Source organism: Nevskia sp., assembly GCF_021732705.1.
In the GTDB taxonomy this organism is placed as follows: domain Bacteria; phylum Pseudomonadota; class Gammaproteobacteria; order Nevskiales; family Nevskiaceae; genus Nevskia.
The window spans coordinates 376,844-396,398 of the sequence record NZ_JAKFUM010000010.1 but is presented as its reverse complement, the minus strand read 5'-3'; the positions used below and the strand labels follow the sequence as shown (position 1 = coordinate 396,398).

The following is a 19,555-nucleotide window of genomic DNA, read 5'->3' as shown; positions in this document are numbered from 1 at the left end:
AAAAAGCCGCAGCACGCTGCGGCTTTTTTCACGTCCGGCGCGGATCAGTTCCGCTTCATCGAGTCGAAGAAGTCGGAATTGGTCTTGGTGCCGCGCAGGCGATCGAACAGCAGTTCCATCGCCGCCAGTTCGTCCATCTGATGCAGCAGCTTGCGCAGGATCCAGACCTTCTGCAGTTCGGCCGGATCGACCATCAGCTCTTCCTTGCGGGTGCCAGAACGGTTGATGTTGATCGCCGGGAACACGCGCTTCTCGGCAATGCGGCGCTCCAGATGGAGTTCCATGTTGCCGGTGCCCTTGAATTCCTCGTAGATCACCTCGTCCATCTTCGAGCCGGTGTCGACCAACGCGGTGGCGATGATGGTCAGGCTGCCGCCTTCCTCGACATTGCGCGCGGCACCGAAGAAGCGCTTCGGCTTCTGCAGCGCGTTGGCGTCGACACCACCGGACAGCACCTTGCCCGACGACGGCGCCACGGTGTTGTAGGCGCGGGCGAGGCGGGTGATCGAGTCGAGCAGGATCACGACATCGCGCTTGTGCTCGACCAGACGCTTGGCCTTCTCGATCACCATGTCGGCCACCTGCACATGGCGGGTGGCCGGCTCGTCGAAGGTCGACGAAATCACTTCGCCGCGCACGGTGCGCTGCATGTCCGTGACTTCTTCCGGACGCTCGTCGATCAGCAGCACGATCAGATACACGTCCGGATAGTTCGCCGCGATCGACTGCGCGACGTTTTGCATCAGGATGGTCTTGCCGGCCTTCGGCGGCGACACGATCAGGCCGCGCTGGCCCTTGCCGAACGGGGCGACGATGTCGATCACGCGCGCGGTGATGTCCTCCGTCGTGCCATTGCCGCGCTCCATCACGAAGCGTTCGTCGGCGAACAGCGGCGTCAGGTTCTCGAAGTTGACCTTCTTCTTGGAGACTTCCGGCGACTCGTAGTTGATCGTGTCGACCTTCAGCAGCGCGAAGTAGCGCTCGTTGTCCTTCGGCGAGCGCACCCGTCCGGCCACGGTGTCGCCGGTGCGCAGATTGAAGCGGCGAATCTGGCTCGGGCTGATGTAGACGTCGTCCGGACCGGCCAGATAGCTGGCATCGGCGCCGCGCAGGAAGCCGTAGCCGTCCGGCATGATTTCGAGCACGCCATCGGCCTGGATGTGGTCGCCACGGCGCGCCGCGGCGCGCAGCAGGTTGAAGACGATGTCGGTCTTCTTGGCGCGGGAGATGTTCTCGAGGCCCATCGCCTCGGCGGTTTCGTACAGCTCGGCTGCTGTCTTCTTCTTCAGGTCCGAGATGTGCAGGATCTTGACTTCACGCGGCGGCAGCAGCTCGCCGTTCGGGCCATACTGCGGGCCTTCCTCGATCGGCTCGTCACCGGGGCCGTAATTGCCGCCGACGTTGCCGTCGCGGTCCGGGCGCTGGCGTTCGTGCTGCAGCTGGTTGCCGCGCTCCGGGCGATCGTTGTTGTTGTGACCGCCACCGTTGTTGTTGCGGTTCTGCTGGCCGCCGTGGCCGTTCTGCTGATGGCGGCGGCGCTGGTTGTTGTTCTGGTTGTTGTTGTTGTTCTGATTGTTGTTCTGGCGCGGCTGCTGCTGATGCTGCGGACGCGGTTGCTGCTGCTGCACCACGACCACGACCGGTTCCTGATTGCTGCTGGCTGGCGCTTCACCGCCGCCACCACCGCCATTGCCGCTGCTGCCCGCTTCGATCACTGCCACGTCGGCGGAAGCCGCTTCGCCACGTTCGGCATCGCCGCGCGTCTGGCCCTCGGGGGTGCCGTTGTTTCCATTGCCTCCTCCTTCCTGGCCATTGCCCTGGCCGTTGGAGAAATGCGGACGGCGACGATGCTTGATCATGTAGTGCGGAAGAAGTGTTTCAGGCAGTGGCGAGATGCGGCTGCACGAACGCAGCAAGCTGGGCCTTGTGCACGGCGCCCACCTGCGTGGCGGCCGGCTGGCCGTTCTTGAACAGGATCAAGGTGGGGATGCCACGGATCGCGAACTTCGGCGGCGTGCCCGGGTTCTCGTCGACGTTGAGCTTGACGATCTTCAGCTTGCCGGCCGTTTCCTTGGCCAGTTGCTCGAGCACCGGCGCGATCATCTTGCACGGCCCGCACCATTCGGCCCAGAAATCAACGAGGACTGGAACGTCGCTGTTGACCACGTCGGCTTCGAAGCTGGCGTCGGTGACCGCTGAGATGTGTTCGCTCACGTACTTACTCCAATGAATGTCCGCTGATGCCCGCAGTACAGCTGAGGGCGGGATTGAGATGACGGGGTTTCGACACGGACGCTGAAGGCGTCAGCCGACACGTCAGTGGGGCCGGGCCGCGCCGATTCAATGCGCCTGCCCGAACGATCTGCTTTAATAGCCGGAAGATTTTTCGCGAATTCGACTGTGGCCGCGCGACGCTCGGTGCGCTTCAGTCGTTTTGATTGCCGCTATTTCAATCCAAGTTCCGATCAAATGCAAGCATCAAGCGACGCGTCCCCGCTCGAAGCGGTGCGTCCCAAGCACTTAAGCCAGACTTCGTTCGAAAGCCTGCCGCTGCATGAAACGCTGAAGTCCAGCCTCGCCGCGATGGGCTACACGCACTGCACGCCGATCCAGGCCGCGACCCTGCCGCTGGCGCTCGACGGCAAGGATCTCGCCGGTCAGGCGCAGACCGGCACCGGCAAGACCGCCGCCTTCCTGCTGGCCACGATGCACCACCTGCTGACCCAGCCGCGCACCGGCGAACCGGGCCAGCCGCGGGCCTACATCCTGGCACCGACGCGCGAACTGGCGCTGCAGATCTACAACGATGCCCTGCAACTCGGCGCCCACACCGGCCTGAAGCTCACCGCGGTCTATGGCGGCACCGGCTACGACACGCAGAAGACCGCGATCGCCGATGGCGTCGACATCCTGATCGGCACGCCGGGCCGGATGATCGATTTCTTCAAGCAGGGGCTGTACAAGCTCAACGGCATCGAAGTGCTGGTGCTCGACGAAGCCGATCGCATGTTCGATCTCGGCTTCATCGCCGACATCCGGTTCCTCATGCGGCGCATGCCGCGGCCCGGCCAGCGCATCAACTACCTGTTCTCGGCCACGCTGAGCCATCGCGTGCTGGAACTGGCTTACGAGCACATGAACAGCCCGACCCGGGTCGAGATCGAGCCGGAGCAGGTCACCGCCGAGCGCGTGCGGCAGGCACTGATCCATGTCGCGAACGAGGACAAGCTGCCGTTGCTGATTGGCCTGATGCGCCACCACGCGCCGATCCGCACGCTGGTGTTCGTCAATACCAAGCGCGGAGCCGAGGATGTCGAAGCCGCGCTCAAGGCCAATGGCTTCAACGCCGGCGTGCTGTCCGGCGACGTGCCGCAGAACAAGCGCGAGCGGCTGCTCGGCGAATTCAAGCTCGGCGAGCTGCCTGTGCTGGTGGCGACCGATGTCGCCGCACGCGGGCTGCACATTCCGGATGTCTCGCACGTCATCAACTTCGACCTGCCGCAGGATGGCGAGGACTACGTGCACCGCATCGGCCGCACGGCGCGCGCCGGCGCGTCCGGTGACGCGATCTCGCTGTGCTGCGAGACCTACGTCTACTCGCTGCCGGTGATCGAGAAGGCGATCGGCATGCGGATTCCGCAGTCGCTGAATCCGGACGATCTGATGCCGGCGGACTACCTGAAGCCGAAGCGGGTCGAGCGCGATCGCTCCGGTGCGCCGCCGCGTCGCAATGGCGGCGGCGGTCGTCCCGGTGGCGGCGGCCGTCCGGGCGGCGGACGGCCGCGGTCGACACGGCCGACGCGCCAGTAGGCAGCAGTCGCCGTGACTGAAAAGCCCCCGGATGCGGAAGCGTCCGGGGGCTTTTTCAATGCGGGTCCGGCGTCAGCGCAGGACCTTGCCGTCGGCATCCAGCACGGTAACCGGGCCGAGGCCCAGCTTGCGGACATCGGCCTCGATCTTCTCCAGATCGCCGACCACGAACCAGGTCAGCGCATCCGGGCGCACCAGCCGACGCGCCGAGGCCGCGACCTGTTCCGGGGTCTGCGACTGGATCATCGCCGGCAGCCGGTTGAAGTAATCATCCGGCTGGCCAAGTTCGATCAGGCCGGCGAACGCCGACGCGACCTGACTGGCGGTCTCGAAGGTCCCGGGCAGGGTCAGCACGTCGGAACGCTTCGAGGCCTCGACTTCGGCGGCCGTCGGTGGGCGCGTGCCGATGATGTCCTTCAGTTCCTTGCGCATCTCGACCAGCGAATCGGCCGTGCGATCACGCTCGACGCTCGCCTGCGCCAGGAACACCTGCGGCCCGCGCGTGCGGGTGACGCTGGAGCTGGCGCCGTAGCTCCAGTGCTTGTCTTCGCGCAGGTTCAGGTTCAGGCGCGAGATGAACTGGCCGCCGAGCACGTTGTTGGCGGTCGCCATCGTTTCCTGATCGGTGGCGCTGCCATCCGGCGCCAGATTCGCCGCCGCGATCAGCGATTGCGTCGCCCCAGGCTTGTTCAGCAGCACCACGCGGCTGGCGGATGCCGGCGTCACCGGCGCGATGATCTTTTCCGGCTTCGGCTGCGCCGGGGCTTTCCAGTCACCCAGACGGGCTTCGATCAGCGGCTGGATCTCGGCCAGCGAAGTGTCGCCGACGACCAGCAGCGTGGCGTTGTCCGGCCGCACCCAGCGCCGGTGGAAGTCGACCAGATCGTTGCGGGTGAAGCTCGATACCACCGCTTCTTCGCCGGCGCCGAGGGTGGCGTAGGCGTGGTCCGGGCCGTAGATCTGGCGCGACAGCACGCGCCGCAGCAGACCGCCCGGCGAGGCCTTTTCCTGCGTGATGCCGGCCAGCAACTGCTGCTTGCCGCGTTCCAGATCCGGCGTCGGGAAGCTGGGCTGGCGAATGATCGCCGCGTACAGATCAAGGGCCGGCGCGAGGCTCGGCTTGATCGTCGACAGCGTCACCAGCGACGCCTCGCGCTGCGTCGAGGTGCCGATCGAGATCCCGAGTTCGGCCTGACGCCGCGCGATTTCGAGCGCATCGAGCGAAGCCTTGCCGAGCGTGGTGCCTTCATCCATCTGCGCGAAGGTGAAGGCCGCCAGCCCGACCTTGCCGGGCACACTGCCGTCGACCTTGCCGCCGAGGTCGGCCGCGCGGCCGGCATCGACGATCAGGCCCATCTCGACCTGCGGCACGCCGCGGCGTTCGATCACCGCCAGCTTCAGGCCATTGGCCAGGGTCACGCGCTGCACCGTCGGCAGGCTCAGCGCCGCGGACGCCGCCGGCACCGGCAGCGACTTGCGGTCGACCGTTTCCGCCGCGTTCTTCAGATCGTTCTGCGGCTGCACTTCCAGCACCAGCCGGCCGTGATCGAGCCAGCGCCGCGCGACATCGCGGATGTCGGCCGCGGTGGCTTCCTGCTCCCACTTCAGCTCGCGCTTGTAGACGGCCGGATCGCCGTGGAAGGTCTCGTTCGCCGCCAGCAGCTGGCCGCGTGCGCCGACGCCATCGAACGCCGGCAGCAGGTCGGCGTAGCGGCTGGTCTTGACCCGCTTCAGTTCCTCGGCGGTCGGGCCCTGTTCGATCAGCTTGGTCAATTCCTGCTGGATCGCGGCCTCGACCGTCGCCATCTCGACACCGGGCTTCAGGCTGGCGACGATCGAGAACTGCGAGGCGATCTCGTCGCTCGACACGCCGGCGCCGATGCTGGTCACGGTCTGGTCGCGATAGGCCAGACGTTCGAACAGTCGGCCGGTCTTGCCGCTGCTCAGCAGATCGCCGGCGAGATCGAGCAGCACGGTGTCGCGTTCGCTGTCGCCCGGCACGTTCCAGATCATGTAGAGGCGCGGCAGCGGCACGCGATCATTGACCTGAATGCGCTTCTCGCCGGTCATCTTGGCGACCCAGTCCTTCGCGTGCGTCACCGGCGGGCCGGGCGGAATCGCGCCGAAATACTGCTCGACCTTGGCCTTGGCGGTCGCCAGATCGATGTCGCCGGACAGCACCAGCACCGCATTGTTCGGGCCGTAGTAGCGCTTGAACCAGGCCTTCACGTCGTCGAGCGTCGCGGCGTTCAGATCCTTCTCGCTGCCGATCGTCGTCCACGAATACGGGTGGCCCGGCGGAAAGCTTTCGCGCGACAGGATTTCACGCAAGCCGCCGTACGGCTGGTTCTCGCCCTGCCGCTTCTCGTTCAGCACCACACCGCGCTGCTCGTCGAGCTTGGCCTGATCGACCGCGCCGAGCAGGTGGCCCATGCGGTCCGATTCGAGGAACAGCGCGAGGTCGAGCGCGGCGGTCGGCACCGTCTCGAAGTAGTTCGTGCGGTCGCGGTTGGTGGTGCCATTGATGCCGGTGGCACCGGCCGGTTCCAGCGCGCGGAAGAACTCGTCGTTGTAGTGCTCCGAGCCGTTGAACATCAGGTGCTCGAACAGATGCGCGAAACCCTTGCGGCCTTCCGGCTCATCCTTGGAGCCGATGTGGTACCAGACGTTGACCGACACCAGCGGCGCCTTGTGGTCCTCGTTGACGATGACCGTCAGACCGTTCGCCAGCGTGAACTTGTGGAACGGCACGTCGATCGCCGGCAGGCTGGCCTGCGGGTCCGGGCGGGCGGCGGCGGGCTTGGCCGCGCTGGCCGACGATGCGATGCATAAGCCGAGGCAGAACGCCGCAGCGGATGTGAGAATGACGCGCATGAATCTCCCCGAGAATGATGTCTGGACCGGTCCGGCAGCCTTGCCGCCGATGACGCTTGGGCGTTCAGACCCCGATGCCGCCATCGGCGTTCCGTGGACGGTCGATCCGGCGACGCACCGGCTGCTGGCGGCAGACTACCTTGCCTCGCCGAACTGCGATGCCCGGCCCGATCCGGCCGATCTGGCGCTGATCGTCATCCACAACATCTCGCTACCGCCGGACCAGTTCGGCGGCCATGCCGGTGGCAGCTACATCGATGACCTGTTCCTGAACCGGCTCGATCCCGCGGCGCATCCGTACTTCGCCGGCATTGCCGGACTCACCGTGTCGAGCCACCTGTGCATCTTCCGTAACGGTTGCATCCGCCAGTACGTGCCGTTCGACCGGCGCGCCTGGCATGCCGGGGCCAGCGAGTGGCGCGGCCGCACGCGCTGCAACGACTTCGCGATCGGCATCGAACTGGAAGGCAGCGATTTCCAGCCGTTCACCGATGCCCAGTACGTGGCACTGATCGCGACCACGCGCGCGCTGCTGACGGCATACCCGCGGCTCTCGGTCGACGCGATCACCGGCCACAGCGACATCGCCCCGACCCGCAAGACCGACCCCGGCCCGCATTTCGACTGGTCGCGCTATCGCGCAGGCCTGAGCCCCTCATGATCCTGCTCGCGCTGCTGCTGGCTCTCGGCGCGGAGCGCCTGATGTCGACCCGGCGCGACGGCGGCAGTGTCGATTCGCCGCTGGTGCGGCTGTGGCAACTGCTGCCCAAGCCCTTGCGCGACGCGCCGTTCGCGACCTGGCTGCTGGCGTTCGCGCTGGCCGGATTGGTCGCGCTGATCGGCAGCAGCCTTAGCGGCGGCCTGACCCAGCTTGTGTACGCCACCGCCGCGCTGTTCGTCTGCCTGGGCCCACGCGATCTCGCCGATGACGTGCAGCGCCTGCGCGCGGCACGCGCTGCGGGCGATGCCGCAACCGTCGCCCGGCTGACCCGCAGCCTGCAGCGCGGCCCGGCGCCGGATGCCGACCACCGCTCGCTGCTCGGCGCGCTGTTCATCCAGTCGCACGAGCGCCGCTTCGGCGCCTGCCTGTGGTTCATCGTCGGCGGTCCGGCCGGAGCCGTGCTGTACCGGATTGCCAGCCGGCTCAGCGCGCTGGTCGAGACGCCGTCGGCGCAGCGCTCGGCCGCGTTGCTGCACAACCTGCTGGCCTGGCTGCCGGCACGGCTGACGGCGCTGCTGTTCGGCCTCGCCGGCAGCATGGACGATGCGCTGGATGCCTTGAAGCGTGTCCAGCGCGAAGCACAGACGGCCGGCAGCGACGGCTGGCAGCCGCGCACCTGGAGCCTGCTGGCCGAAGCGGCCAATGCCTCGCTCGACTGGGAAGACGCGCCCGGTTCCGGGCCGATGATCGCGTCGTCGCTCGATGCGACCTTGGCCGAAGTGCTGCGGATGGAAACCCGTGCAACGCTGATCCTGCTGGCGCTGGTCGCGCTGTTCACCGCGGGTGTCTGGGTCGCCTGAGCGGCGCGCAATTCAGAAGTCCAGCCGGGTGATGCTGCCGTAGGCGAGCGGCGGCGCATCGAAACGCCAGTGTTCAACGGGCTGGCCAGACTTCAGATGCAGCAGCGAACGAATGACGCCGGCGTGAGCGATCACGACGAGATCGCGCTCGCCGCTTCGCGCCGTGTCCTCGACGAACGCGGCGACGCGCGCCAGCACCTGCCGCGCGCTTTCGCCGCCCGGGATCACGTGATCGATCCGGTCGCGCGCCCACCGGTCGACCGCATCGGCGCCGATCTCGTCCCAGTGCCGGCCTTCCCAGTCGCCGAAGTTCATTTCGAGCAGCCGCGGGTCGTCGCGCACGGTGGCGAGGTCGCCGCGGGCGAGCAAGGCATCCGCGAGTTCGCGGCAGCGCCGCGCCGGGCTGGTGACGCAGGCTAGGCCGCGCGGCAGTGCGTCGAGCGCGGCGAGGCTCGCTTCGAGTGCGCCCGGCACGAGGCCGACATCGAGCCGGCCGTAGCAGGTGCCGGGCACGACGTCCGGCTGCGGGTGACGCACCAGAAACAGTGTCACGGCAAGCGCCTCACAGGGCGGCCAGCACGCCAAGGTAGAACGCGGTTTCGCTCAGCTGCTGCGTCGCGCCGAGCGTGTCGCCGGTGTAGCCGCCGAGCCGCCTTCGCAGCACGCGGAACCACCACAGCGCGATGACGCCGCCAGCCAGCGTGCCCGCGAGCAGGGCGCCGATCATCGACGGTGCAATCGCGCCGACTGCAGCGAGCACGGCGAGTACCGTGATCAGCGCGATGACGCGGCCTGCGCCGTCGATGCTGTCGGCGATCGGCTTGGCGCGCGCGCTGTCGTCATCGCGCACGTAGGTCATGAACGCGATCGGCAGCACCGACCAGCCGCGCGACACGGTGTGGCCGGCGATCAGCAGCAGGCCGATGGTCTCCGTGGTGAACGAGGCCAGCGTTTCCGCGCGCAGCAGCACGGCCATCAGCAGCGCCACCGCGCCATAGGTGCCGATGCGCGAGTCCTTCATGATCGTCAGCGCCTGCGCTTTCGGCGCATGGCCGCCGAGGGCGTCGGCGCTGTCGGCCAGCCCATCCTCGTGAAACGAGCCGGTGATGACGATGCCGGCCGCCATCGCCAGCAGCACCGCGACCTTCACCGGCAGCCACGCCGCTGCGCCGACAAACACCAGCGCCGACAGCGCACCGACCACGGTGCCGACGGCCGGAAACCAGCGCGAAGCCTGCGACAGCCATTCGGGTTGGAAGCCGACCCAGCCCGGAATCGGGATGCGGGTGAAGAACTGCACCGCGATCAGGAACAGGCGAATCTGCTGCACCGGTTCAGCCCTCGCGCGTGCTGACGCCGGCCGAGGCGAAGCTCGCCATCTGCTGCAGCATCGCCAGACTCGACTGCAGCAGCGGCCAGGCCAGCGCCGCACCGGTGCCTTCGCCGAGCCGAAGGTCAAGATCGAGCAGCGGCCGCACGCCGAGCTGTGCCAGCAGCAGCCGATGCCCGGCTTCCTGCGAGCAATGCGCGAACACGCAGTAGTCCAGCAGCCGGGGCGCCATGCGCGCGGCGACGAGGCAGGCGGCGCTGCTGATGATGCCGTCGATCAACAGCACGCGGCGTTCGCTGGCGGCGGCCAGCATCGCGCCGGTCATCATCGCGATCTCGAAGCCGCCAAGGGCGGCGAGTGCGGCGAACGGCGTCGTCGCCGCCGCGTGCCGCGCCAGCGCACGCTCGACCACGGTGCGCTTGTGTGCAAGACGGGCATCGTCGATGCCGGTGCCGCGACCGACGCAGGCCGCCGCGGGCAGATCGGCCAGCCTGGCGATCAAGGCTGCGGCGGCGGTCGTGTTGGCGATTCCCATCTCGCCGAAGCCGACGACATTGCCCGGCAGGTCGGCCAGCAGCTTGCGCCCGGCGTCGAGTGCCGCGTGGCACTGCGCGTCAGTCATCGCCGGCTCGTGAACAAAGTTGCGCGTGCCGGCGCCGATGCGGCGCGACACCAGGCCGGCTTGCTGAGGAATGTCGGCGGCGATGCCGGCATCGACCACGGTCAGCGCGAGCCCATGCTGACGTGCGAAGACGTTGATCGCGGCACCACCGGCGAGAAAGTTCGCGACCATCTGCGCCGTCACGGCCTGCGGATAGGCGGACACGCCTTCATCGGCCACGCCGTGGTCGGCCGCGAACACGACGATCTGCGGCGCGTGCAGCACGGGGGTCGTGGTCTGCTGGATCAGGCTGATCTGCAGTGCCAGCGCTTCGAGCTGCCCGAGCGCGCCGAGCGGCTTGGTCAGCTGATCGATCTTCTGGCGGAGCGCGGTGCGCAGCGTGGGGTCGTCGATGCCGACGATGACCGGCAGGGAGTCGTTCGCGTCAGGCGTGGCTGTCGACACCGCTATGATTCCGCTCATGAAACGCTTCCTGATCGCTGTCGCGCTGCTGTTCGTGATGTCGAGTTCCGCATCGGCGGCACCAGCGACACTGGATGGGGCCGCTACTGTGAAGCCTGCCGGGCGGGTCGTCACGCTGGCGCCGCATCTGGCGGAACTGGTCTGTGCGGCGGGCGGCTGCGAGCGGCTGGTGGCGGTCACGGCGTATAGCAATTTCCCGCCGCAAGTCAGCCGCCTGCCGCAGCTCGGCGATGCCTGGAGCCTGAACCTCGAAGCGATCCTGGCCCAGAAGCCGGACCTGATCCTGGCCTGGGACGGTGGCAATTCGCGCGAAGCGGTCACGCGGCTCGCCAAGCTGGGCCTGCGCGTGCAGTGGCTCAAGGTCGAAACGCTCGACGGCGTGGCCACCGCACTCGAACAGGTCGGTGGCTGGCTCGGCACGCCGGACGCCGGGCAGACCGCGGCCAACCGCTACCGCGCGTCGTTGGCGAAGCTGCGCGACGCGCATCGCAACGATGCGCCGATCCGCGTCGTCTACCAGATCGAAACCTCGCCGGCGTACACGATCAACGGCAAAAGCCCGATTTCCGAAGCGCTGGCGGTGTGCGGCGGCATCAATGTCTTCAAGGATCTGCCGACGCTGTCGGCCGCCGTGAGCCAGGAAGCGATGCTGCTCGCCGCACCGGAAGCGGTGATCTACGGCGGCGAGGAAAACACGTCGGCGATGCAGGCCTACTGGGCGCGGCTCAAGTCGGTACCGGCGGCGAAGGCGGGCAACCTGTTCGCGACCGATTCCGACCGGCTGACGCGCGCCACGCCACGCGTGCTGGATGGCATCGACGCGGTCTGCGCCGCGCTCGCCACTGCCCGCAAGCGGCTGTAGCGCGGCGCGCGTCGGCGGATCAGCCGACGACGACCTCGGAGAAATCCCGCGCCTGCGGGTGCGCCGGGAACGGCTTGGCCTTGGCATCGCGGATCAGCTGACAGGTCTTCAGGCCGGCCGCGCGGGCGGCATCGAGTTCCTCGCCGATGTCCGACAGGAACAGCACGGCCTCGCCCGGCAGCGCGATCCGTTCGAGGATCGTCCGGTACGACGCCACGTCGCGCTTGGCGCCGATCCGCGTGTCGAAGTAGCCGGAGAACAGCGGCGTCAGGTCGCCGAAATCCGAGTGGCCGAAGATCAGCTTCTGCGCCGCTTCCGAGCCGGACGAATAGACGTACAGCCGCTGTCCCGCCGCGTGCCATTGCGTCAGAAACACCGGCGTGTCGGCGTAGACGTGGCCGGTCAGCGCACCGGCGGCATAGCCCTGCGCCCAGATCAGCCCCTGCAGGTCCTTCAGCGGCGTCAGCTTCCGGTCCTCGGCGATCCACTGCTCGAGCACGTCCGCGGCCTCGTCGAGCGACAGCGTCCGGCCTTCGATCGCCGCTGTCGCCGCGATCTGTGCCTGCACCTCGGCATCGCCCGCATGGGCGTGCAGGAAGGCGCGCAGATGCTGCTTCGCGTACGGGAACAGCGTCTGATGGACGAAGTCGATCGAGGACGTGGTTCCTTCAATGTCAGTGACGATGGCTTGGATGGTCATGGGGTGGTCTTGAGCGACGGAGTCGTTGATCAGATGCGAACCCGGCCCGGCCTGTCGGCCGTGCGTTCGGATCGACTGCGAGCGGTGCTCGCAAAGCCGTCGACCCTCACCCTTCAATGTCAGTGACGATGGCTTGGATGGTCATGGGGGTTCGTTCAAACAGTCATGCGTCGGAAGGCTCGTCTGGCGGCACAAACAACGAAGCCGCCTCGCGGCGGCCTCGTGGAATGCACCGGGGCTTACGCCGCCTTCAGGTAATGCGGCGCTTCCAGACGCGGGAACCGGTCGGCGATCTTGTCGCCGGTGAAGTTCGCGACCCAGCCGTCCGGCGTGATGAACAGGCGGATGGCCTTGAAGCTCGGGTTCGGGCCCATGTCGAACCAGTGGCGGACATTGGCCGGCACCGAGATCAGATCGCCCTGGGTGCACAGCACGCCATGCACGCGGCCGGCGTCGCGGATGTAGAACAGCGCTTCGCCGTCGACGAAGAAGCGCACTTCGAATTCGTCATGGCGATGTTCGCTGAGGAACTTCGCGCGCAGCACGTCCTTCTGCGGGTGCGCCGGGTGCAGGCTGATGACGTCGACCGACTTGAAGCCGTACTGGTTCATCAGGCGATTCACCGACGGCCGATAGGCTTCGATGATCTCGTCCTGCGTGGCTTGTGAATCCAGCTGCTGGCTCGCTTCCCAGCGCTCGAATTGCACGCCAATGGCGTCGAGGCGGTCTCGAATCTCTTCGAAACGCGTGTAGGTCGCGACCGGCTGGCCGTCTTCTTCGTAGATCCGCAGTTCACTCATGGTTTTTGCCTCCATTCCACAGCTCGCACTCGAGCATGAATTCCAGGGCTTCCAGACGGTGCTTCGCGTCGCGCACCGTCGCGCCCCATGTGTACAACCCGTGTCCCGCTATCAGATAAGCGGGAAGCCCCGTTTGTTCCTGCATGTGGGCATCCACCCGTCGGCTCAAGGCGGCGATGTCCTGATCGTTCGCGAACACGGGAATCGTCACCGGGGTCGACGGTTCCATGATGCCCGGAATCAGTTTCAGCAATTCGTAATTCCGCAAAGTGATGGCGTCATGCCGTCGCGACAGCACGGTGTTGGCCACGCTGTGTACGTGCAGCACCGCACCGATCGCCGGATCGAACCGATACAGCTGCGTGTGCAGCCCGGTTTCGTACGAGGCCTTGCGGCCGGCTTCGAGCGGCCGGCCATCGAGGTCGGCGACGAGGAAGTCTCGGCGCGTCAGCTCGCCCTTGTGGACGCCGCTGGCGGTGATCAGCATGTGGCCGTCGTCGAGCCGGGCCGAGAAATTGCCGCCGGTCGCCGGCACCCAGTTACGGGCGTGGAAGCCGTTGCAGGCGGCGATCAGGCTGTCGGCCAGCGCGGCAATGCGGGCGTCGTCGGCCGCGAAAATCGGGTTCATCGATGCCTCCGCGTCAGGGCTGCCGGTGGGGCGGGCGAAAAAGGACGCGCACAGTAGGCCAAGCTCCGTGACAACGCAATGACGCAGTGCAGCGCGGCGCAACGGCGCGATGGGCGATTTTCCGCTTGTTTCAGCGCAGTTGTCGGCAATGCGCGGGATGCGGACCGCCGTCAGACCAGGACGGCGGTGGCCAGGCCGAGGAAGATCAGGAAGCCCATGCTGTCGGTCAGCGCGGTCAGGATGACGCTGGAGCCGAGCACCGGATCGCGCCCGAATCGTTCCAGGGTCACCGGGATGACCGCACCGGCGGCCGCGGCCACCAGCAGTTCCAGCAGGGTGGCGCCGGCGATCACGGCCGACAGCTTGAACTCGTGGTAGATCGCGAACGTCACCGCGCCGAGCGCCGTGCCCCAGATCGCGCCGTTCATCGCCGCGATCAGCAGTTCCTTGATCAGCATCTTCTGCAGCAGCGGCCCGCCGAGCTGACCGAGGCTCAGCGCGCGAATGACCAGCGCCATCGTCTGGTTGCCGGTGTTGCCGCCGATCGACGCGACGATCGGCATCAGCGTGGCGAGCGCGACCAGCTTTTCGATCGTCGGCTCGTAGAAGCCGATGACGCGCGATGCGGCAAAAGCCGTGAACAGGTTCAGCGCCAGCCACGGCCAGCGGTTGCGGCCGCTCTGCCAGACCGGCGCGAACAGATCTTCATCTTCGCGCAAACCCACTTGGCGCAGGCTGTCGCGTTCCTGCTGGTCCTTGATCGCGTCGACGATCTCGTCGACCGTGATCCGCCCGACGACCTCGCGATGCAGGTTCACGACCGGCGCGCTGATCAGGTCGTAGCGTTCGAACGCGTCGATCGCGTCCGGCACCGGGTCGTCGGTGTAGAAGAACTGCGGGTTGGTCGTCATGACATCGGCGACCATCTGTTCCGGCTCGCTGAGCAGCAGTTGTTCCAAGGTCAGCACGCCGCGCAGGACCTTGGCACGGTCGACGACGATGATCTGGTTGGTCTCCGCCGGCAGCCGCTTCTTGCGGCGCAACAGGCGCAGCACGGCTTCGAGCGAGGCATCGTCGCGCACCGGGATGAAGTCGAGGTCCATCAGCGCGCCGACGGTGCCGTCCGGAAACGACAGCACGGCGCGCACTTCGGCCTGATCGGCGGAATCCAGCCGCGCCAGCACCTCGGCCCCGGTATCCGATGGCAGCGAGGCGATCAGCTCCGCGATGTCGTCGGAGTCCAGATGATGGAAGGCGGCGGCGATGTCGGACGGCGGCATGTCCTCGATCAGCGAGCGGCGAACGGCGTCGGTGGTTTCGAGCAGCACCGCCCCGCGACGTTCCGGCCGCACCAGCTGCCAGGCCATTTCGCGGGCATCCGGCGGCAGGCTTTCGAGGACGAACGCGATGTCCGCCGGATGAAAGCGCGCCAGCCGCTGTTCGAGCGCCGTGTGCTGCTGGCGCGCGACCAGCTGACTGACGACATCCGCCGGTGCAGTGCTGTTGGCCTCGTTGCGCGACACCAGTTCCCGCTCGACCGCCTGACGCGTCAGCATCTCGATCACCTGGGCACGCGCGTGCTCCAGGTTCCGGTGATGCGGGCTGTCGCGCCCGATGCCGTCGTTCAGGGTGTCCATTGCGCCTGCATCATACGGTTCGGTAATCGCAATTCCGAGACAAACCGCGTCGAAAGCGTCGGTCCGTCGTCATGGCGGCGCCGACGGCGGCAAACAGGCACAAAAAAGCCCGCTCGTAGCGGGCTTTTCGTGTTTCGACCCGGAGGCCAAAACCGTTTACTTGATCTTGCCTTCCTTGAAAGGCACGTGCTTGCGCACGATCGGATCGTACTTCGAGAACTCGAACTTGTCCGGCGTGTTCTTCTTGTTCTTCGTCGTCGTGTAGAAGAAACCGGTGCCGGCGGTCGAGATCAGCTTGATCTTTTCGCGGTCTTTCTTGCCCTTGGCCATGTCTTACACCTTCTCGCCGCGCGAGCGGAGGTCGGCGATGATCGCCTCCACGCCCTTCTTGTCAATGATGCGCATGCCGTTGGCCGACACGCGGAGGGACACGAAACGCTTCTCGGCTTCGAACCAGAAACGGTGGGTGTGCAGATTGGGCAGGAAGCGGCGCCGACGCTTGTTGTTGGCGTGCGAGACCGTGTTACCCACGATCGGCTTCTTGCCGGTGACTTGGCAGACTCTGGACATGACGCGACCTCGAAACGTGGGGATGAAGCCCCAAGGGACATTCAAAAGGGCGCAAAAGATATCAGCGTGATCGCGTGCGGGCAAGCGAAATCAGGCGGAAACTTCGAAAATCGCGCCGAAAGCTGGAAATGGCGGCGGTTTCCCGTGCATTCCAGCGACGATCGGCCGCGAAATCAGCGCGGTCGACCCGACGAAGGATCGCACGAAAGCCGCAACCTCGCTGCCACGCGGCGAGATCGACTACATCCAGCCGCGTTCGGCGAACGACACCGGTCGACCTTCGCCGACGACGAAGTGATCGAGCACGCGGATGTCGACCAAGGCCAGCGCCTTGCTCAGTCGTTCGGTCAGCGAGCGGTCGGCGAGACTCGGTTCGGCAATGCCGGACGGGTGGTTGTGGGCAAAGATCACCGCTGCGGCCTGCACCTGCATCGCCCGTTTCAGCACTTCGCGCGGATAGACGTTGGCTGCGTTGATCGTGCCGATGGCGAGCGTCTCGAACGCCAGCACGCGGTTCTGGCTGTCGAGAAACAGCGCGCAGAACACCTCGTGATCGAGATCGCGCAGCTTCAGGCGCAGGAATTCCCGGGTTGCCGCCGGGTCGCTGATGACGTCGCGATCGGCGAGGTCTTCGGCCAGATGGCGCCGGGCGATTTCCATCACCGCCTGCAATTGCGCGTACTTGGCCGAGCCGAGGCCATGCGCGGCGCAGAAATCGGGCTGCGAGGCCTTCAGCAGCGCGCGCAGGCCGCCGAAGCGGACCAGCAGATCCCGCGCGAGATCGACGGCGCTGCGACCGGCGACCCCGGTGCGCAGGAAGATCGCCAGCAGTTCGGCATCGGACAGCGCCGCGGCACCGCGCGCCAGCAGTTTTTCGCGCGGCCGCTCGTCTTCCGGCCAGTCGGTGATCGACATCGGTGCGGGGCCCTCCATGGCCTGCCCCGCGCGAACGCACGGGGCCGCGCGTAGGCTAGCCCGGGCTGCGGCTACAATTCCGCGCACACCATCACGCTGGCTGCGCTCTTTCATCGACATGTCCCTTCCTTCGAATGCCGGTCCGCGCATCCTGCTGGCCCTGAGCGGCGGCATTGCCGCGTACAAATCCGCCGAGCTGGCACGTCGCTTCACCAAGGCCGGCTGTGACGTGCAGGTGGTCATGACGGACTCGGCACTCCGCTTCATCGGTGCCCAGACCTTTCAGGCGCTGACCGGCAAGCCGGTGCGTTCCTCGCTGTGGGACGAAGCGGCCGAAGCGGCGATGGGCCACATCGAGCTGGCGCGCTGGCCGGATGCCATCGTCATCGCCCCGGCCACCGCCAACACGCTGGCCAAGATCACGCACGGCTTTGCCGACGATCTGCTGACCACACTGGTGCTGGCCACCGATCGCCCGATCTTCGTGGCCCCGGCGATGAACCGGCTGATGTGGGCGAACGCCGCCACGCAAGCGAACATGGCGACCCTGCGCAGCCGCGGCTTCAGGGTCATCGGCCCCGGCAGCGGCGCGCAGGCCTGCGGCGAAGTCGGCGAAGGCCGAGTGGCCGAACCGGAGGAGGTGGCGTCCGTCGTGCTGGCTGCGCTGGCCGCCGGTGCCGCCGCCAAGGTGGTCGAAGGCCCGCTCAGCGGTCGTCGCGCCGTGGTCACCGCCGGGCCGACGCGCGAGCCGATCGACCCGGTGCGCTTCATCACCAATCGCTCGTCCGGCAAGCAGGGCTATGCGGTGGCCGAGTCACTGCGGGCGCTGGGTGCCGACGTGACCCTGGTCAGTGGCCCGGTGAACCTGCCGGCGCCGGCCGGCATCCGTCGCGTGAACTGCGAGACCGCGCAGCAGATGCTCGACGCCACGCTCGCCGCCTGCGCCGATGCCGACATCCTCGTCGGCACCGCCGCCGTTGCCGACTACCGGCCGGTGGAAGTGGCGGGCCAGAAGATCAAGAAGAAGACCGAGACGCTGGATCTGGCGCTGACCAAGAACGCCGACATCCTGACCGAAGTGCGCGCAGCACAGCCGGAGCTGTTCATCGTCGGCTTCGCGGCGGAAACCGAGAAACTCGCCGAGCACGCGCGCGGCAAGCTCGAGCGCAAGAAGCTGAACCTGATCGCCGCGAACTGGGTTGGCGATGGCCGCGCCTTCGATCGCGACGACAACGCGCTGACCGTCTACTGGGCCGATGGCGAACTGGCGATCGGCCCCGCCGAAAAAACCGAGATCGCCAAGCAGCTGGCCGGGCTGATTGCCGAGCGCCATGCCGCGTTTGCGGCTGCGGCAACGGCCAGGCCCGTCGCGAAAGCCCCGCTGAAGTCGAAGGCGAAAGCCAAGTGAAATCGATCCAGCTGAAGATTCTCGACCCGCGTCTGGGCCGCGACCTGCCGCTGCCGGCCTACGCTACGGGTGGTTCGGCCGGGCTCGACCTGCGCGCGCTGCTCGACGAGCCGCTGACCTTGGCCCCGGGCGCGACCTCACTGATCCGCACCGGCCTCGCGATCCACATCGAAGACCCGGGCCTCGCCGCGGTGATCCTTCCGCGCTCCGGCTTGGGCCACAAGCACGGCATCGTGCTCGGCAATCTCGTCGGCCTGATCGATTCCGATTATCAGGGCGAGCTGATGGTCAGCTGCTGGAACCGCGGCCAGTCCCTGTTCGTCATCGAACCCGGCGAGCGCATCGCGCAGCTGGTGATCGTGCCGGTGGTCCGCGCCGAGTTCGAACTGGTGTCCGAGTTCGGTGCCAGCGAACGCGGCACCGGCGGTTTCGGCCACACCGGGCGGCACTGAGGCTGCCGGTCGCCCGATGGTCCTGCTTTCCTCGAACATTCGTATCCAGATGCCGATCGACACCGCCAAAGCCACCACCATCGCCCGGGTCCTGACCGAGGCGCTGCCGTACATCCGCCGGTTCGCCGGCAAGACCATCGTCGTCAAGTACGGCGGCAACGCGATGGGCGACGACGACATGATCGATTCGTTCGCGCGCGACATCGTGCTGATGAAAGCCGTCGGCATGAACCCGGTCGTCGTTCATGGCGGCGGCCCGCAGATCGGCAAGCATCTGGAAAAGCTCGGCAAGAAGAGCGAGTTCATCGACGGCATGCGGGTGACCGATGCCGAGACGATGGACGTGGTCGAGATGATGCTCGGCGGCCTGGTCAACAAGGCGGTGGTCAACGCGATCAACCAGCAGGGCGGCCGCGCGGTCGGCCTCACCGGCAAGGATGGCGGGCTGATCCGCGCGAAGAAGATGACGGTGCCTGGCGGCGACATCGGCCAGGTCGGCGAAGTCGACGCGATCGACCCGCGCGTGGTCGATCATCTGGAAGCCGGCGGCTTCATTCCGGTGATCGCGCCGGTCGGCGTCGGTGCCGCGGGCGAGGCCTACAACATCAATGCCGATCTCGTCGCCGGCAAGCTGGCGTCGGTGCTCAAGGCTGAAAAGCTGATGCTGCTGACCAACGTCACGGGTCTCATGGACAAGCAGGGCCAGGTGCTGACCGGGCTGACGGTGGCACAGGTCAACGCGCTGATCGCCGATGGCACGATCTACGGCGGCATGCTGCCGAAGATCGCCTGCGCGCTCGATGCCGTGCAGAGCGGCGTGCGCAACGCCGTGATCATCGACGGCCGGCTCGAACACGCCGTGCTGCTGGAACTGTTCACCGACGAAGGCATCGGCACGCTGATCCGCGGCTGAGGCTGTCGGCTTTTTCGACGCGGGCGCGCTCGGGTGCCGGCCGAGACGCGG

General features: G+C 67.0%; 20 protein-coding genes. 7 read left to right on the top strand and 13 right to left on the bottom strand.

Translation table 11 applies throughout. The annotated features are described in order from the left end of the window. Nucleotides 1–44: 44 nt before the first annotated feature. Entirely contained in the window at nucleotides 45–1,859 is a 1,815-nt protein-coding gene (gene rho, locus QZ951_RS13165; RefSeq protein ID WP_366943900.1) for a transcription termination factor Rho, read from the bottom strand. Between the two features lie 19 nt (nucleotides 1,860–1,878). Further along, the gene (trxA, locus tag QZ951_RS13160) at nucleotides 1,879–2,214 is read right to left on the bottom strand and encodes a thioredoxin TrxA (RefSeq protein WP_293001182.1); all 336 of its coding nucleotides are present in this window, start codon (nucleotides 2,212–2,214) and stop codon (nucleotides 1,879–1,881) included. Nucleotides 2,215–2,505: 291 nt separating this feature from the next. Here trxA and QZ951_RS13155 point away from each other — a divergent pair, with 291 nt between their 5' ends. After that, nucleotides 2,506–3,810 carry a DEAD/DEAH box helicase gene (locus QZ951_RS13155; protein ID WP_366943921.1) on the top strand — a complete coding sequence of 435 codons (1,305 nt, stop codon included), beginning with the start codon at nucleotides 2,506–2,508 and terminating at the stop codon, nucleotides 3,808–3,810. A gap of 72 nt (nucleotides 3,811–3,882) precedes the next feature. Here QZ951_RS13155 and QZ951_RS13150 read toward each other — a convergent pair whose 3' ends face one another. After that, nucleotides 3,883–6,684 (bottom strand): pitrilysin family protein, encoded by a 2,802-nt coding sequence (locus QZ951_RS13150; RefSeq protein WP_293001178.1) that lies wholly within the window; start codon nucleotides 6,682–6,684, stop codon nucleotides 3,883–3,885. Between QZ951_RS13150 and ampD the strand changes: the two genes are divergently transcribed. After that, a complete protein-coding gene (gene ampD / locus QZ951_RS13145) occupies nucleotides 6,683–7,345 on the top strand; it encodes a 1,6-anhydro-N-acetylmuramyl-L-alanine amidase AmpD (protein WP_293001176.1) in 663 nt (220 codons plus the stop codon). The genes QZ951_RS13150 and ampD overlap by 2 nt on opposite strands. Then, entirely contained in the window at nucleotides 7,342–8,205 is an 864-nt protein-coding gene (ampE, locus tag QZ951_RS13140; protein ID WP_293001174.1) for a regulatory signaling modulator protein AmpE, read from the top strand. Before ampD ends, ampE begins: the two co-directional genes overlap by 4 nt. A 12-nt stretch (nucleotides 8,206–8,217) precedes the next feature. On the opposite strand, the gene cobC is transcribed toward ampE, so the two are convergent. The 3 genes from cobC to cobT are packed head-to-tail and all read right to left on the bottom strand — an operon-like array spanning nucleotide 8,218 to nucleotide 10,619. Continuing rightward, nucleotides 8,218–8,757 carry an alpha-ribazole phosphatase family protein gene (gene cobC, locus QZ951_RS13135; RefSeq protein ID WP_293001172.1) on the bottom strand — a complete coding sequence of 180 codons (540 nt, stop codon included), beginning with the start codon at nucleotides 8,755–8,757 and terminating at the stop codon, nucleotides 8,218–8,220. Nucleotides 8,758–8,767: 10 nt separating this feature from the next. Continuing rightward, nucleotides 8,768–9,535: an adenosylcobinamide-GDP ribazoletransferase gene (cobS, locus tag QZ951_RS13130; RefSeq protein WP_293001170.1), complete on the bottom strand. Its 768-nt coding sequence runs from the start codon at nucleotides 9,533–9,535 to the stop codon at nucleotides 8,768–8,770. Nucleotides 9,536–9,539: 4 nt separating this feature from the next. Next, on the bottom strand, nucleotides 9,540–10,619 hold the full coding sequence (gene cobT / locus QZ951_RS13125; protein WP_293001168.1) for a nicotinate-nucleotide--dimethylbenzimidazole phosphoribosyltransferase: 1,080 nt from the start codon (nucleotides 10,617–10,619) through the stop codon (nucleotides 9,540–9,542). Between cobT and QZ951_RS13120 the strand changes: the two genes are divergently transcribed. Further along, on the top strand, nucleotides 10,618–11,481 hold the full coding sequence (locus QZ951_RS13120; RefSeq protein WP_293001166.1) for a cobalamin-binding protein: 864 nt from the start codon (nucleotides 10,618–10,620) through the stop codon (nucleotides 11,479–11,481). The genes cobT and QZ951_RS13120 overlap by 2 nt on opposite strands. 19 nt (nucleotides 11,482–11,500) lie before the next feature. Here the strand turns inward: QZ951_RS13120 and mtnC are convergent, their stop codons facing one another. From mtnC to radC, 7 genes are all read right to left on the bottom strand, one after another. Continuing rightward, nucleotides 11,501–12,181: an acireductone synthase gene (gene mtnC, locus QZ951_RS13115; RefSeq protein WP_293001164.1), complete on the bottom strand. Its 681-nt coding sequence runs from the start codon at nucleotides 12,179–12,181 to the stop codon at nucleotides 11,501–11,503. Between the two features lie 239 nt (nucleotides 12,182–12,420). Next, nucleotides 12,421–12,981, bottom strand: a complete 561-nt coding sequence (locus QZ951_RS13110) for a cupin (RefSeq protein ID WP_293001162.1) — start codon at nucleotides 12,979–12,981, stop codon at nucleotides 12,421–12,423. Next, nucleotides 12,974–13,711 carry a methylthioribulose 1-phosphate dehydratase gene (locus QZ951_RS13105; RefSeq protein ID WP_293001160.1) on the bottom strand — a complete coding sequence of 246 codons (738 nt, stop codon included), beginning with the start codon at nucleotides 13,709–13,711 and terminating at the stop codon, nucleotides 12,974–12,976. The genes QZ951_RS13110 and QZ951_RS13105 overlap by 8 nt, the downstream gene beginning before the upstream one ends. Before the next feature lie 68 nt (nucleotides 13,712–13,779). Beyond that, nucleotides 13,780–15,246 (bottom strand): magnesium transporter, encoded by a 1,467-nt coding sequence (mgtE, locus tag QZ951_RS13100; RefSeq protein ID WP_293001158.1) that lies wholly within the window; start codon nucleotides 15,244–15,246, stop codon nucleotides 13,780–13,782. Nucleotides 15,247–15,402: 156 nt separating this feature from the next. Further along, nucleotides 15,403–15,576: a 50S ribosomal protein L33 gene (gene rpmG / locus QZ951_RS13095; protein ID WP_022976201.1), complete on the bottom strand. Its 174-nt coding sequence runs from the start codon at nucleotides 15,574–15,576 to the stop codon at nucleotides 15,403–15,405. Between the two features lie 3 nt (nucleotides 15,577–15,579). Further along, nucleotides 15,580–15,816, bottom strand: a complete 237-nt coding sequence (gene rpmB, locus QZ951_RS13090; RefSeq protein WP_293001153.1) for a 50S ribosomal protein L28 — start codon at nucleotides 15,814–15,816, stop codon at nucleotides 15,580–15,582. A 240-nt stretch (nucleotides 15,817–16,056) separates the two neighbouring features. Further along, a complete protein-coding gene (radC, locus tag QZ951_RS13085; protein WP_293001151.1) occupies nucleotides 16,057–16,731 on the bottom strand; it encodes a DNA repair protein RadC in 675 nt (224 codons plus the stop codon). A 118-nt stretch (nucleotides 16,732–16,849) separates the two neighbouring features. Here radC and coaBC point away from each other — a divergent pair, with 118 nt between their 5' ends. The 3 genes from coaBC to argB are packed head-to-tail and all read left to right on the top strand — an operon-like array spanning nucleotide 16,850 to nucleotide 19,504. Further along, the gene (gene coaBC / locus QZ951_RS13080; protein WP_293001149.1) at nucleotides 16,850–18,139 is read left to right on the top strand and encodes a bifunctional phosphopantothenoylcysteine decarboxylase/phosphopantothenate--cysteine ligase CoaBC; all 1,290 of its coding nucleotides are present in this window, start codon (nucleotides 16,850–16,852) and stop codon (nucleotides 18,137–18,139) included. Then, entirely contained in the window at nucleotides 18,136–18,591 is a 456-nt protein-coding gene (gene dut, locus QZ951_RS13075) for a dUTP diphosphatase (protein WP_293001147.1), read from the top strand. Before coaBC ends, dut begins: the two co-directional genes overlap by 4 nt. A gap of 49 nt (nucleotides 18,592–18,640) precedes the next feature. Beyond that, complete coding sequence (gene argB / locus QZ951_RS13070) at nucleotides 18,641–19,504, top strand: acetylglutamate kinase (RefSeq protein ID WP_366943920.1); 864 nt, start codon at nucleotides 18,641–18,643, stop codon at nucleotides 19,502–19,504. Nucleotides 19,505–19,555 lie beyond the last annotated feature (51 nt).

Bases quoted from the DNA above. Each gene is read 5' to 3' on its own strand.
- rho (WP_366943900.1), bottom strand. From the start codon at position 1,859: ATGATCAAGCATCGTCGCCGTCCGCATTTCTCCAACGGCCAGGGCAAT.
- ampD (WP_293001176.1), top strand. From the start codon at position 6,683: ATGAATCTCCCCGAGAATGATGTCTGGACCGGTCCGGCAGCCTTGCCG.
- QZ951_RS13150 (WP_293001178.1), bottom strand. From the start codon at position 6,684: ATGCGCGTCATTCTCACATCCGCTGCGGCGTTCTGCCTCGGCTTATGC.
- ampE (WP_293001174.1), top strand. From the start codon at position 7,342: ATGATCCTGCTCGCGCTGCTGCTGGCTCTCGGCGCGGAGCGCCTGATG.
- QZ951_RS13120 (WP_293001166.1), top strand. From the start codon at position 10,618: ATGAAACGCTTCCTGATCGCTGTCGCGCTGCTGTTCGTGATGTCGAGT.
- cobT (WP_293001168.1), bottom strand. From the start codon at position 10,619: ATGAGCGGAATCATAGCGGTGTCGACAGCCACGCCTGACGCGAACGAC.
- mtnC (WP_293001164.1), bottom strand. From the start codon at position 12,181: ATGACCATCCAAGCCATCGTCACTGACATTGAAGGAACCACGTCCTCG.
- QZ951_RS13110 (WP_293001162.1), bottom strand. From the start codon at position 12,981: ATGAGTGAACTGCGGATCTACGAAGAAGACGGCCAGCCGGTCGCGACC.
- mgtE (WP_293001158.1), bottom strand. From the start codon at position 15,246: ATGGACACCCTGAACGACGGCATCGGGCGCGACAGCCCGCATCACCGG.
- rpmG (WP_022976201.1), bottom strand. From the start codon at position 15,576: ATGGCCAAGGGCAAGAAAGACCGCGAAAAGATCAAGCTGATCTCGACC.
- rpmB (WP_293001153.1), bottom strand. From the start codon at position 15,816: ATGTCCAGAGTCTGCCAAGTCACCGGCAAGAAGCCGATCGTGGGTAAC.
- radC (WP_293001151.1), bottom strand. From the start codon at position 16,731: ATGTCGATCACCGACTGGCCGGAAGACGAGCGGCCGCGCGAAAAACTG.
- coaBC (WP_293001149.1), top strand. From the start codon at position 16,850: ATGTCCCTTCCTTCGAATGCCGGTCCGCGCATCCTGCTGGCCCTGAGC.
- argB (WP_366943920.1), top strand. From the start codon at position 18,641: ATGCCGATCGACACCGCCAAAGCCACCACCATCGCCCGGGTCCTGACC.